The organism is Sphingobium sp. Ant17 (assembly GCF_000588875.1).
Classification (GTDB): Bacteria; Pseudomonadota; Alphaproteobacteria; order Sphingomonadales; family Sphingomonadaceae; genus Sphingobium.
The window spans coordinates 1-12,688 of the sequence record NZ_JEMV01000042.1 but is presented as its reverse complement, the minus strand read 5'-3'; the positions used below and the strand labels follow the sequence as shown (position 1 = coordinate 12,688).

At 61.5% G+C, this 12,688-nt stretch carries 11 protein-coding genes and 3 pseudogenes; 8 read left to right on the top strand and 6 right to left on the bottom strand.

What is annotated here, in order from left to right; all coding sequences use genetic code 11:
- Positions 1–22: 22 nt before the first annotated feature.
- Positions 23–1,788 (top strand): annotated as a pseudogene (locus tag BF95_RS17070) (oleate hydratase).
- Between the two features lie 41 nt (positions 1,789–1,829).
- On the top strand, positions 1,830–4,319 hold the full coding sequence (locus BF95_RS17065; RefSeq protein ID WP_043152851.1) for a heavy metal translocating P-type ATPase: 2,490 nt from the start codon (positions 1,830–1,832) through the stop codon (positions 4,317–4,319).
- Positions 4,320–4,445: 126 nt separating this feature from the next.
- On the opposite strand, the gene BF95_RS17060 is transcribed toward BF95_RS17065, so the two are convergent.
- The gene (locus BF95_RS17060; protein WP_235209816.1) at positions 4,446–4,598 is read right to left on the bottom strand and encodes a hypothetical protein; all 153 of its coding nucleotides are present in this window, start codon (positions 4,596–4,598) and stop codon (positions 4,446–4,448) included.
- Positions 4,599–4,777: 179 nt separating this feature from the next.
- Here BF95_RS17060 and tnpA point away from each other — a divergent pair, with 179 nt between their 5' ends.
- The 3 genes and pseudogenes from tnpA to BF95_RS26530 all read left to right on the top strand — a co-directional run.
- The gene (tnpA, locus tag BF95_RS17055) at positions 4,778–5,161 is read left to right on the top strand and encodes an IS66-like element accessory protein TnpA (RefSeq protein ID WP_043152849.1); all 384 of its coding nucleotides are present in this window, start codon (positions 4,778–4,780) and stop codon (positions 5,159–5,161) included.
- On the top strand, positions 5,158–5,505 hold the full coding sequence (tnpB, locus tag BF95_RS17050; protein ID WP_043152846.1) for an IS66 family insertion sequence element accessory protein TnpB: 348 nt from the start codon (positions 5,158–5,160) through the stop codon (positions 5,503–5,505). The genes tnpA and tnpB overlap by 4 nt, the downstream gene beginning before the upstream one ends.
- 51 nt (positions 5,506–5,556) lie before the next feature.
- A pseudogene (locus tag BF95_RS26530) lies at positions 5,557–5,991 on the top strand (IS66 family transposase); the annotation flags it as partial.
- Positions 5,992–6,050: 59 nt separating this feature from the next.
- Here the strand turns inward: BF95_RS26530 and BF95_RS17045 are convergent.
- The 5 genes and pseudogenes from BF95_RS17045 to BF95_RS17030 all read right to left on the bottom strand — a co-directional run bounded on the left by BF95_RS17045 (position 6,051) and on the right by BF95_RS17030 (position 11,305).
- On the bottom strand, positions 6,051–9,020 hold the full coding sequence (locus tag BF95_RS17045) for a Tn3 family transposase (protein ID WP_030089545.1): 2,970 nt from the start codon (positions 9,018–9,020) through the stop codon (positions 6,051–6,053).
- A 91-nt stretch (positions 9,021–9,111) separates the two neighbouring features.
- Entirely contained in the window at positions 9,112–9,489 is a 378-nt protein-coding gene (locus BF95_RS31165) for a hypothetical protein (RefSeq protein ID WP_443018388.1), read from the bottom strand.
- A gap of 117 nt (positions 9,490–9,606) precedes the next feature.
- Positions 9,607–10,529, bottom strand: a pseudogene (locus tag BF95_RS17040) (dihydrolipoyl dehydrogenase family protein); the annotation flags it as partial.
- 38 nt (positions 10,530–10,567) lie between these two features.
- Positions 10,568–10,897 (bottom strand): heavy-metal-associated domain-containing protein, encoded by a 330-nt coding sequence (locus tag BF95_RS26525; protein ID WP_081096816.1) that lies wholly within the window; start codon positions 10,895–10,897, stop codon positions 10,568–10,570.
- A 12-nt stretch (positions 10,898–10,909) separates the two neighbouring features.
- Positions 10,910–11,305, bottom strand: coding sequence for a mercuric transporter MerT family protein (locus BF95_RS17030; protein ID WP_007015440.1), 396 nt, complete (start codon positions 11,303–11,305; stop codon positions 10,910–10,912).
- A 75-nt stretch (positions 11,306–11,380) separates the two neighbouring features.
- Between BF95_RS17030 and BF95_RS17025 the strand changes: the two genes are divergently transcribed.
- The 3 genes from BF95_RS17025 (at position 11,381) to BF95_RS31160 (ending at position 12,536) form a co-directional block, all read left to right on the top strand.
- Entirely contained in the window at positions 11,381–11,794 is a 414-nt protein-coding gene (locus tag BF95_RS17025; protein WP_007015439.1) for a MerR family transcriptional regulator, read from the top strand.
- A 182-nt stretch (positions 11,795–11,976) separates the two neighbouring features.
- On the top strand, positions 11,977–12,426 hold the full coding sequence (locus tag BF95_RS17020) for a recombinase family protein (protein WP_443018387.1): 450 nt from the start codon (positions 11,977–11,979) through the stop codon (positions 12,424–12,426).
- Positions 12,423–12,536 carry a helix-turn-helix domain-containing protein gene (locus tag BF95_RS31160; protein ID WP_423349404.1) on the top strand — a complete coding sequence of 38 codons (114 nt, stop codon included), beginning with the start codon at positions 12,423–12,425 and terminating at the stop codon, positions 12,534–12,536. The genes BF95_RS17020 and BF95_RS31160 overlap by 4 nt, the downstream gene beginning before the upstream one ends.
- Positions 12,537–12,688 lie beyond the last annotated feature (152 nt).

The following is a 12,688-nucleotide window of genomic DNA, read 5'->3' as shown; positions in this document are numbered from 1 at the left end:
ACAAGAAAAACAGGAGTTTGCCATGCATTATAGCAGTGGAAACTATGAAGCCTTTGTCCGTCCACGCAAGCCGGAAGGCGCCGACAAAAAGACGGCGTGGTTCGTCGGCTCGGGCCTCGCGGGGCTCGCCGGCGCCGCCTTCCTGATCCGCGACGGCGGCGTTTCGGGCGACCGCATCACCATATTGGAAGAGCTGGAAATCCCCGGCGGCGCGCTCGATGGTCTGGACGTGCCCGAAAAGGGCTTCGTCATTCGCGCGGCCGCGAGATGGAGGAGCATTTCGAGTGCCTGTGGGACCTCTATCGCTCGATCCCCTCGCTGGAGATCGAGGATGCCAGCGTGCTCGACGAGTTCTACCGGCTCAACAAGGACGATCCCAACTTTTCGCTGCAGCGAACGACGCAGAACCAGGGTCAGGACGTGCCCGACAAGGCGCTGCTAACGCTCAACGACAAGGCGCAGAAGGATCTCCTCTCGGTCTTCCTTGCGACGCGGGAGGAGATGGAGAACAAGCGCATCAACGAGGTCTTCGGCGAGGACTTCCTCAAGAGCAATTTCTGGCTCTACTGGCGCACCATGTTCGCCTTCGAGGAATGGCATTCCGCGCTGGAGATGAAGCTCTACCTGCACCGCTTCATCCATCACATCGGCAGTCTCGCCGACTTTTCCTCGCTCAAGTTCAATCGCTACAACCAGTATGAATCGATGGTCCTGCCGCTGGTGAAGTGGCTGACCGATCACGGGGTTAAATTCCGCTACGGCGTCGAGGTCACCGATGTCGATTTCGACATCCAGCCCGGCTCCAAGCAGGCGACGCGCATCCACTGGAAGGAGCGCGGCGTCGAAGGCGGCATTGATCTCGGGCCCGACGATCTCGTCTTCATCACCATCGGCTCGCTGACCGAGAATTCCGACAATGGCGACCACAGGACACCGGCGAAGCTCAACGAAGGACCGGCGCCGGCCTGGGACCTGTGGCGGCGGATCGCGGCGAAGGATCCGGCCTTCGGCCGCCCGGACGTATTCGGCGCCCATATCCCGGAGACGAAATGGGCCTCCGCGTCGATCACTGCCCTCGACGCCCGCATTCCGGCCTATGTCGAGAAGATCACGAAGCGGAACCCCTTTACCGGCAAGATCGTCTCCGCCGGTATCGTCACGGTGAAGGACTCGGCGTGGCTGCTGAGCTGGACGGTTCATCGCCAGCCGCATTTCAAGAAGCAGCCCAAAGATCAGATGATCGCCTGGTTCTACGCGCTCTTTGTCGATTGCCCCGGCGACTTCGTGAAGAAGCCGATGCAGGAATGCACCGGTGAGGAGATCACCCAGGAATGGCTCTATCACCTCGGCGTGCCGGTCGAGGACATTCCCGAACTCGCGGCATCCGGCGCCAGCACCGTTCCCACGATGATGCCCTATATTACCGCCTTCTTCATGCCGCGCCAGGCGGGTGACCGGCCGGACGTGGTGCCGGAGGGCGCGGTCAACTTCGCCTTCATCGGCCAGTTCGCGGAGTCGAAGCAGCGGGACTGCATCTTCACCACGGAATATTCGGTGAGAACCCCGATGGAGGCCGTCTACACGCTGATGAATGTCGAGCGCGGCGTGCCCGAGGTCTTCAACTCGACCTATGATATCCGTACACTTCTTGCTGCGATCGGTCCGCTGCGGGACGGCAAGGGCATCGATCTTCCCGGGCCGGCCTTCCTGCGCAAGCTGCTGATGAAGAAGCTCGAAGGCACCGAGATCGCCAAGCTGCTCGAAGAGTTCCATCTGATCGAGGAGTGAACAAAGACCGGAAGGCACGCGCGGCGTGCGAAAGGTGATGAATGGCCGACGACGATCAGAAGAGCGAACGCGCCGCCGAGGTGACTGGGGCGCACGGCCATCATCACCATCATGAGCCGGACGGCGAAACGCCGTCCGGTCACGTCGACCATGATCCGGTCTGCGGCATGGTGGTCGATCCCGCCAGGACCGCTCACAATGCTGAGTATGAAGGCGAGCGCTACGTCTTCTGCTCGGCCGGCTGCAAGGCGAAGTTCGACGCCGACCCCGTGCATTATGCGGCACTGGCAGCGCATGCTGCACATCACCATGAGGGTGCTGCCGCCCATGGCGATCATTCCCACCATAGCCACACGCATGGACCTGATACCCATGAGCATCACCACGTTGCGGCAGTAACGGCAACCGCAACGGAAGGGACGATCTGGACATGCCCGATGCATCCGGAAATCCGCCGGGATGCGCCGGGTAGTTGCCCGATCTGCGGCATGGCGCTGGAGCCGCTGATCGCGGCGGCGGATGCCGGACCAAGCCCCGAACTCGCCGATATGACCCGACGCTTCTGGATCGGCCTCGTGCTCGCCTTGCCCGTGTTCCTGCTGGAGATGGGCGGTCACCTGATCCCGGCGCTGCACCATTTGGTGCCGATGCGCATCTCGATCTGGATCCAGTTCGCGCTGGCGACGCCGGTGGTCCTGTGGGCCGGATGGCCGTTCTTCGAACGTGGCTGGGCGTCGATCGTCAACCGCAGCCTCAACATGTTCACGCTGATCGCGATGGGCACCGGGGTCGCCTGGGGCTACAGCATCGTCGCGACATTCGCGCCGCAGCTCTACCCGCAGGCTTTCCGAGGCGCCGATGGCACGGTCGCGGTCTACTATGAGGCCGCGGCCGTGATCACCGTGCTGGTGCTGCTCGGTCAGGTCATGGAACTGCGCGCCCGGGAGCAGACCTCCGGCGCAATCCGCGCGCTTCTCAATCTCGCGCCGAAAACCGCCCGGCGGATCGGGCGGAACGATGCTGAAGAGGATATTCCTGTCGAAGCCGTCGTCATCGGTGATCGGCTCAGGGTCCGGCCCGGTGAAACCGTGCCGGTTGACGGCGTGGTCGAGCAGGGTCGCTCATCGATCGATGAATCGATGGTGACCGGCGAATCCATGCCGGTGACGCGTGTAGTCGGCGAAGCGGTCGTAGGAGGTACGCTGAACCAGACCGGCGCGCTCGTCATCCGGGCTGAAAAAGTCGGGCGCGACACCATGCTCGCCCGCATCGTCCAGATGGTCGCGGATGCCCAGCGCTCGCGCGCGCCGATCCAGCGCATGGCTGATCAGGTGTCGGGCTGGTTCGTGCCGGTCGTCATCGCCGTCGCGCTGCTCGCCTTCGCGGCCTGGGGTGTATGGGGGCCGGAGCCGCGGCTGGCGCATGGCCTGATCGCGGCCGTTTCCGTGCTGATCATTGCCTGCCCCTGCGCGCTCGGGCTCGCGACGCCGATGTCGATCATGGTGGGTATCGGCAAGGGGGCGGCCGCCGGCGTTCTGATCAAGAACGCGGAGGCGCTCGAGCGGATGGAGAAGATCGATACTCTGGTGGTCGACAAAACCGGGACGCTTACCGAAGGCAAACCGGCCGTTACCCGGATCGTCGTGGCCCCGCGATTTGTCGAGGAGACCATCCTGCGGCTTGCAGCCGGCGTGGAGAAGGCGTCCGAGCATCCGCTTGCGCGGGCGATCGTGGCGGCTGCCGACGAGCGAAAGATCACCATCCCCGATGTCGCCGACTTCGACTCGCCGACCGGCAAGGGGGCGATCGGTCGTGTCGAGGGCCGGCATGTGGTGCTCGGCAGCACCACCTTCCTCGCCGAACATGGGGTTGATACAGCGCCGCTCGCGGCACAGGCCGATGAGCTACGCCGCGACGGCGCAACCGCCATCTATATCGGCATCGATAAAGCCATCGGCGGCATCTTCGCCATCGCCGACACGATCAAGGCGACCACGCCTGAGGCACTGAAGGCCCTGCATGCGGAAGGCATCCGCATCGTCATGCTGACCGGTGACAATCGCACCACAGCCGAAGCCGTTGCGAGAAAGCTCGGCATCGATGAGGTCGAGGCCGATGTGCTGCCGGACCAGAAAGCCGCGGTCGTCGAGCGCCTGAAGGCGCAGGGCAAGGTGGTGGCGATGGCGGGTGACGGCGTAAATGACGCGCCGGCGCTTGCCGCCGCCGATGTTGGTATCGCCATGGGATCGGGGACCGACGTTGCGATCGAAAGTGCGGGCGTGACGCTGCTCAAGGGCGATCTCACCGGCATTGTCCGCGCGCGACGCCTGTCGCAGGCGACGATGGCCAACATCCGCCAGAACCTCGCCTTCGCGTTCATCTACAATGCGGCAGGCGTACCGATTGCGGCCGGTGCGCTCTATCCCACGTTTGGGCTGCTGCTGTCGCCGATCATCGCTGCTGCCGCGATGGCGCTGTCGTCCGTCAGCGTCATCGGCAATTCGCTGCGGCTCCGGACAGTGAAGGCATGACGGACCAAGGCCCCGACCTTGTGGCGGGGTCTTGCGTGGGGTCTTAGTCGGCGCGCCTGCCGTTGGGGCGGGACCAGATCAGCGAGAAGGTGTCTTCGCCCTCGTTGTCGAAGAGGTTGGCATAGATCAGAGCGCCGATCTTCTCATGATGCCCTCGGCTGTCAGGGCGTCCGCGATCTGACGGTCGAGTGATCCCACAGCATTGAGCGTTCGCACCATCTCCTCGATGCGTGCGAAGTGAGCCAGATCGTCATAGTTGGCGGTATTGCGGATGATCACATGCTCTGTTCGCGCGCCGGTCTGCCACAGGATCGCGAACCAGAGTAAGCGGGGCCTGACGGCCGCCTTGCATGCCGGGCATTCGCCGGGATGATTGCCGCTCTTTAGCGGGGTGGCGGGTGTCGGACGAGATCGGGGATTCAGCGAGCTGTGCAGCGACTACTCATACGAGCGGTCGTATGAGTAGTCGGATAGAAGTCGTTAGCCGGATGTCGGGCCGGCGGCGCTGGACGGTGGATCAGAAGCTGGCCGTGCTGCGGGATGCATTTGGCCCGGAGGGCTGCGTGCGCGCGGCCTGTGAACGCCATGATGTCGGCAGCGGATCGATCTACACGTGGCGGCGCCAGGCGATGTCCGGTGAACTGGCCGGGGTGCGCAAGCCGATCGAGCCCGTTTTTGCGGAGGTGCAGATCAGCGAGCAGCCAGCCTTGCCCGCCCCAACGCTCGCGGCGCGCAGCGGCAGCGTGATTGGCATCGAGCTGCCGTCGGGTATCAGAGTGAGCGTGGATGCCACGGTCGATGCCGATGCCCTGTCTCGGGTGATCGGCATCCTGACACGATGATCCCGCTGCCACCATCGACGCGGATATTCCTGGCTTGCGGCGCGACCGACATGCGTAAGGGTTTCGACGGCCTTGCGGTGATGACGCAGCAGGTTCTGGAGCAGAGCCCACATTCCGGTGCGCTGTTTGCCTTCCGGGGCAAGCGCGGCGATCTGGTGAAGTTGCTCTGGTACGACGGCCAGGGCATGTGCCTGTTTTCCAAGCGGATGGACCGGGGGCGCTTCGTGTGGCCATCGACCAAGATGGGGTCGGTGGTGATGACCGCAGCCCAGCTTTCGATGCTCTTGGAAGGCATCGACTGGCGGCGACCTGAACGCACTTTCACCCCTTCATTGGCAGGGTAAAACGCCCATTTTCTGGTGCTTTTATTAGCGTTTCGACGATCGATCTGCTATATGATTGCGGTGTCGGACGCAGGCCTTTCCACCCCTGATAAAGACGCTCGGATCGCCGAGCTTGAAGCTGCATTGGCGGCTGCCCACGCCGATATTTCCGCCCGCGACATCCTGATCGATACGCTGCGCGTGCAGATTGCGCGCCTCAAGCGGATGCAGTTCGGCAAGTCGTCCGAGAAGCTCGATACCCAGATCGCTCAGCTTGAGCTGGCGCTCGAAGAACTTGAAGGCGAGGCCATCGTCGCCGCCGCGCGTAGAGGCGATCCGGTAGCCGTCGATCGGCCATCACCGGTTCGGACGCTGCCAGCTCATCTACCGCGCGAGGAGCAGCGGATCGAGCCCGATCAGGGTAACTGCACCTGTCCCGACTGCGGCGGCGCGCTGCGGCCGCTGGGGCAGGATAGCGACGAGATGCTCGATGCCGTGCCGGTGCAGGCGTTACCTCAAGGTTCGTGCGCCAGACAACGATTTCTCGGACATAAGCGGAACATCGGCTACGCAACACGCTTCAACCGCGCCATTGGCTCGTTGAGTGGGTGGAATTCACCTGCGGGAAGTCGCCTTGCCTGTTCCCAGAGGTAATCGCCGGTCAGGCTGATATGCGCCCAGCCCATCGGAGACAGGTGCGCGAGCAGTGCCGCATCGAACGTTGTGCCGACGGCGTTGAGGTGCTTGGCGGCGCGGTCGAGATAGACCGTGTTCCAGTAGGAAATCGCCGCGATCAGCAAGTTCAGCCCAGATGCACGAAATTCCTGATTTTCCAGCGAGCGATCGGTGAACCGGCCCTGCCGGTTGGTATAGATGGCGGCGGCAAGCGTGTGCCGCGCTTCGCCTTTGTTGAGACCGGCCTGACAGGCACGGCGCAGTTCCGGTTGTTCGAGCCAATCGAGCGTGAACAAAGTGCGCTCGATACGGCCCAGTTCAGCCAATGCAAAATCCAGCCTGTTCTGGCGTTTGTAGGCGGCAAGCTTTCGCAAGATTACTGACGGCGCCACCGTGCCATCCTTGATTGAGGCGACAATCCTGACGATGTCATCCCAATCAGCCTCGATCGCTGCGGTTTTGATGGTGCGGCCCATCAGGCTTTCGATGCCCTTGTATGTCGATGGCGCAGCGATCGAACCCAGTTTGCGGTCGGCAATATCGCGCAGTCGGGGCGCAAAGCGGAACCCGAGCAGGTGGCAGAGTGCGAAAACATGATCGGTCGCGCCGCCGGTATCGGTATAGTGCTCATGCAACGGAAGGTTGCCAGCGCCCAGGACAAGGCCGTCGAGCACGTAGGGCGCTTCACCTGCCGTCGCGGACATGATCCGTGATCCGAATGATGCGAAGTGATCGGAAAGGTGGGAATAGATTTTCACGCCAGGTTCGGTTCCATATTTGGCATTGACGTCCGCCGCCCCCGAACGGCTCCGCCCCGACCGGAAGAACTGGCCATCGGACGACGAACTGGTGCCAGCACCCCAATGCCGCGCGAAGGGTAACTCGTGGTGGGCTGAGATAATCATGGCCAGTGCGGCCTGATAATTGTCGGGGGAAAGGTACCAGTTGTGGGTCCATGCGAGCTGGGCATAGCTGACGCCTTCGCTGGCATTGGCCATCCTCTCCAGCCCGAGGTTGGTGCCGTCAGCCAGAATTGCGGCGAGTACCGTGCTGGGGTTGTCATGCTCCTTGCCTGAACGCAGGTCACGGAATGCGTTCAAAAAACCAGTGCGTTCGGCGACTTCAAGCAGCAGCTCGGTGATGCGCACGCGGGGAAGCAGGGTATCGAGCTTACGATCGAGGGCTTCAGCTTCCGGTGGGGTGACAGGCGGCATTTTCTGAAGCTTGAGCCGGTCTCGTTCGAGCGACACTCCCTCAAGCTTGTTTGCTTTCAACTGTTTGGCAAATCGGCGCAGCCGCCAGTCAAGATTTCGTGACCGGTCAGCGAGGTAGGACGCAGCATTTGAATCGAACGGAAGCGCATCGGCCACTTTGGCGGCGTCGCGCCGACCCAGCAAATAGGCATCGAAGCACTGATAGTTGCGGGTTCCCTCGATCCATACATCACCGGCGCGCAAACGATCGCGCAAGGTTGCCATGATCGCAATTTCATAACGTCGGCGGTCGATACGGCCGTTTTCGGTGATGAGGCGCTTCCATTGCCGATTGGGGAATGGCAGTGGAACGCCATCGGGAAGGTCGCGCGACTTTCGTGTGTTCGCATCGCGAATGACATCGATAGCCTTGAGTAGTGCCGATCCGCTTCCCGATGTCTTGAACGCGAAAGCGTCCAGAAATGCTGGGCTGAAACGCCGTAGCGTGGCGTAACGCTCGGTTGCCGTTACCAGTGCGTCCTCGCCGGCAAGATCAGCAAGGGCATCGACTTGGGCCCTTGCCGCAACAAGTCGGTGCCAGCCCACCGCTTCGTCAATCAATTCGAACGGATCGCCGCCATTCTGGACAGCCTCATCAAGTGCTGTGATTGTGGCACCAAACAGCCGCATAAGTTGCCCCACCGACTGAATGCTGTCTTGATAGCGACGTTCGCGCCCACGTCGGGCACGCGTGAACATGCCGCCGATAAGCCGGTCAAACATCTGGACCGCCGCGTCGGCAAGTCTGGCCTCAAGGTCGATCACTGCGGCCGTCAACGTCGCCCGCCTGCGATTGACACTGTAATCCGACAGGAGGAATGCCGGTGCCACGCCGCCTTCGCGGAGAAACTGGGTAAAGCGGAATTCCGGAATGGCGCCCCCAACTGCCGGGTCGACACTTATGCCGCGAACATAGCGCAGGCGCTCAAGCAAGCCATTGATATTGGCCGCAGTCGGGGCTTCTTTGAAATTACGCAACCACGCCAGCGGCGTCATGCCGAAATCCGGGTTGTTGATTACGAGTTCGTCTAGCCGTGTCAGTTCAGCAGAGCTGAGGCCTTCGACGATTGCGGCTGCGGCAGCTTTGCGTGCGCGTGCCCGGCCAGCAAGACCGGCGCGTTCCAGCGTGTCGCCTGACGGAAGAATGAACCGCTCACCCTTCAGGCCAACCATTAGGGCGCGAACAATCGGTTCACCTCTGTCTGTATACTCGGCGGCCTGCGCGGCAAGATTCAGGGCAAGTGCCAGGTCGCCGCGTCGAAACGGGCGTATGCCAAGATAACGCGCCACGAGATCGGCATGATCGGTACGGGTTTGCGCGCGCTGACCATATGCAGAGAAGGAGGAAGGATCGACGAATAACTGTGCCGCGAGGTACTGAAGAATGACGTCGGGAAGCCCGATCTCGGGTTGCAGACCAAAGCCGGGATGTCGCATCAAAGCGATTTGTGCAGCCAGACCGAGGCGATTTGCTGGACCATAGCGGCGCCCAACCAATTCAACATCTTCCGCGGAAAGGGTATAATGCCCAATGATCGCGATTTCCTCGACAGGAGGATCGAACAGGCGCTGTCGCTCGTCTCCGGTCAGAAGTCGGCGCCGTGCCATTTTGCTCTCCCGCTGAGTCGAACGACAAAATTAACACCAAAGCGGCTCGCGCTGGAGGGTGTCTATTCGTTGTAGATTGATCCCCGAGCAATCACCCGGCGCAGCAAGACAGTTTGGCGACATCCTTATCAAACGTTTGGGCCGCCAGTTTGAGGCCTTCCACAGTGGTCAGGTAAGGAAATATCGTTGCACCCAATTCCAGGGTGGTCATGCCATGTTTGATCGCCAGCACCAGTGTCTGGATCGAATCCGCGCCTTCGGGTGCCATGATCTGGCCACCCAGCAAACGGTCGTTTGCCTTGTCGGCAACCAGTTTGATGAGACCCCGCGTATCGCGTGCTGCCAGTGCCCTTGGCACAGCGTCGAGCGGGAGCAGCGAAACCTTGATGTCCAGGCCTTGCGCCCGTGCTGTAGTTTCAGTGAGGCCTGCGCTGGCGACTTGCGGGTCAGTGAAAACGACGGATGGCATGGCGGAATTGTCGTAGCGGTATTGGTTGCCCGTCACCGCGTTGCGCGCGGCCAGTTTTGCGGCATAGGCGGCCATGTAGACGAACTGGTCCCGTCCCGTTACATCGCCCGCCGCGTAAATGCCTGAGACCGACGTTTCGAGGTGGTCATCGACGACGATTCCACCATTACGGGCAAGCACTATGCCGCGCTCCTCCAACCCAAGCCCGTCGCTATTGGGTCGCGTCCGGTGGCAATCAGCACCTGTTCCGCCGCGACGGTGTCGCGATGCCCCTCGCAGGTCAATTCGACCCCGCTCTGTGTTTGGGCGATACGCTGATAGCCGACACCTGCGCAAACCCGCACGCCCTCGGCTTCCAAATAGTTTTTTAGCGCGGCACTCACTTCCGGGTCCATTTCGGGAAGCAGGCGGCTTCGGCAGCAGATGGTGACATCAACGCCCAGACGCGAAAACATCTGTCCCAGTTCAACCCCAATCACCCCGCCACCGATCACCAGCAGCGATTTGGGCAGGCGATCCAGCGCTAGCGCCGATGTGCTGGTTAGGTAGGGCACGCTGTCCATCCCCGGAATCGGCGGCACGGCGGCGTGCGCACCCATCGCCAATATGACCTTGCCGACTTTTATCGGCACATCGTCAACGATCAGCGCACCGTCTGCGAAGCGTGCCTTGCCCTCGATATAGCTTACCCCGGAATAGGCGGGCAGAAGATCGACATATTTTTTCTGGCGCAGCGTGCTGACCAATTCATCCTTTGATGCCGCGAGCTGCGCCCAATCGCCTAGTTGAATGTTACCGCCAAGGCCGGGAAAGCGCGTGGCGGCTCGCCCACCGTGCACCGCCTCGGCGGCACGGATCAGCGTCTTGGACGGAACGCAGCCGACATTGACGCAGGTGCCGCCAATCGTGCCATGGCCGATCAGCGCGACTTTCGCCCCGAGTTCGGCGGCGGTGATCGCGGCGGAAAAACCCGCCGAGCCCGCACCGACGACGGCCACGTCATATCCATCCCGCCCAGGGCGGTTGCAACAATCGTTCATTGGATACAGCTTTCTTCAGGCGCGACGGGCGCCGTCATTCAGTTTTGAATAGCGCGCGCCGTATAACCCGCATTGGTCGACGCAGCGGCAATCGCAGCAGCATTCGCGCGGCGAGGATCATATGTTACGCGCGCGGTCTTGGCGGCGAAATCAACCGTCACCGCGCTGACACCTGCCACGCCTTCCATCGCCTTCTTCACGGTGATCGGGCAGGTGGCGCAGGTCATGTTTTCGATGGCAAAGGTGGCTTGCCTCTGAGCGGTTGCGGTGGCCGCAGGGCGATCCTGTGCTGAATTGTCAAGTGCTAGGGCGACCCCGCCACCGGCGGTTGCCAGCACGGCCAGCCCAATGAGTATAGTCTTCTTCATGGGTGTACCCTTTCAATAAAACCAAGGTGCCCACCAGTCGATGGTGAGCGCGAGGATGACGATGGCGAGACCCAGCCACAGCACCGCTTTGGTAGTGCGGGCCGATTGCGGACGAGCGCAATATGAGCCGTCCTCACAGGGTGGGTTCGGCTTGAAATAGACATGCCAGAAGCCGTAGCCGAGCAGAGCCAGCGTCACCGCCGCGACATAAGGCTTGTAAGGTTCGAGCGCGGTCAGGTTGGCGATCCACGCGCCGGATATGCCAAGCGTAACGAACAGGAGCGGCACGACGCAGCAGGCGGAGGCCAGCCCCGCGCCGATCAGCGCGCCCGTGGCGACCCAGTTCGCCCGCTTCGGCTCGTCGTTTTCAGTGAGGGCTGACTGTCCTGATTCAGGCGCTGAGGCCATGCCGCAAATCCTTTCTTCCGCCTTCGTGATTCGCAGTGTAGCCTCTGTAGTAGGTACAGACTCAAGAGGTTTTTCATGCAGCCACAATCTGGCATTTTACGCGCTCAGCTTGCCCGGAGGACCGGCTGCAATCTCGAAACCGTCCGCTATTACGAGAAGGTCGGATTGCTGCCAGCACCGGCGCGCAACGCCAATGGCTACCGGGTCTATTCGCCGGAACTGGTGCAAAGGTTGCAGTTCATCCTGCGCGCCCGCGATCTGAGCTTTGCGATGGATGAGATTCGGTCTTTGTTGTCGCTGACCGACGTTGGAGCGCAAACGTGCGCAGAGGTGATGGGGAGAACCCAAGCACACCTTGACGATGTCCGTCGCCGTATTGCCGATTTGCAGAAGATAGAGGCGGCGCTGGCGACAACATTAGACAAATGCACCGGCGACGACGTTGCCGAATGTCCTATTTTGGACGCACTTCAGTTTTCGTCCGTATAGGACAAGTGAGGCCGCTATTTTTGCGGGATTTGATCTTCTGTCGTCAATCTGGAGTATAGCCTAACCGGACGTCAGGGCGCTACCGCGGTTTCTGTCAGATTAGGGTACTAAACGGAATTTGTTGACGAATGTCGTTGCGTATCATAGATTTCAACCTGACATTTTGATGGAGAGAGTGCGCAGTGAAGGGGCAACGGATCGGCTATGTCCGGGTCAGCACGTTCGATCAGAATGTGGATCGCCAATTGGAAGGTCAGTCGCTCGATCGGACCTTCACCGACAAGGCATCGGGCAAGGACGTCAACCGCCCCCAGCTTGAGGCTCTGCTCACTTTCGCCCGCGAAGGCGATACCGTCGTCGTCCACAGCATGGATCGGTTGGCCCGCAATCTGGATGACCTGCGCAAGCTGGTCCAGGGCCTCACCAAGCGAGGTATCCGGATCGAGTTTGAGAAGGAAAGCCTGTCCTTCTCGGGGGAGGACTCCCCGATGGCCAATCTGATGCTCTCGGTCATGGGTGCGTTTGCTGAGTTCGAGCGCGCYCTGATCCGCGAACGGCAACGCGAAGGCATTGCGATCGCTCGGCAGCGCGGCGCTATCGGGGGCGGAAACGGTCGCTCTCGGATGAGATGATTGCCGATCTGCACCGCCGCGTTGCCGCCGGTGAACGCAAGGCGACCATMGCGCGCGACATGGGCATCAGCCGCGAAACCCTCTACCAGTACCTTCGCGCCGCTGCCTGACACCAATGTTCACATTATGTCCGGAAAATCGTTGTTCAGCGTACAAAGCTTGAGGTGACGCCGCCTTCGCCCCGGATCGGCGCTCGGGTCATCCGAACAGTTCGCTGTGCGAACCGATACGGGCCAGGACGAGTGCTTCTTCGGTCTTGCGG

Coding starts and splice junctions, on each gene's coding strand:
- BF95_RS17065 (WP_043152851.1), top strand. CDS start 1,830: ATGGCCGACGACGATCAGAAGAGCGAACGCGCCGCCGAGGTGACTGGG.
- BF95_RS31165 (WP_443018388.1), bottom strand. CDS start 9,489: ATGCCATCCGTCGTTTTCACTGACCCGCAAGTCGCCAGCGCAGGCCTC.
- BF95_RS17045 (WP_030089545.1), bottom strand. CDS start 9,020: ATGGCACGGCGCCGACTTCTGACCGGAGACGAGCGACAGCGCCTGTTC.
- BF95_RS26525 (WP_081096816.1), bottom strand. CDS start 10,897: ATGAAGAAGACTATACTCATTGGGCTGGCCGTGCTGGCAACCGCCGGT.
- BF95_RS17025 (WP_007015439.1), top strand. CDS start 11,381: ATGCAGCCACAATCTGGCATTTTACGCGCTCAGCTTGCCCGGAGGACC.
- BF95_RS17030 (WP_007015440.1), bottom strand. CDS start 11,305: ATGGCCTCAGCGCCTGAATCAGGACAGTCAGCCCTCACTGAAAACGAC.
- tnpA (WP_043152849.1), top strand. CDS start 4,778: ATGAGTAGTCGGATAGAAGTCGTTAGCCGGATGTCGGGCCGGCGGCGC.
- tnpB (WP_043152846.1), top strand. CDS start 5,158: ATGATCCCGCTGCCACCATCGACGCGGATATTCCTGGCTTGCGGCGCG.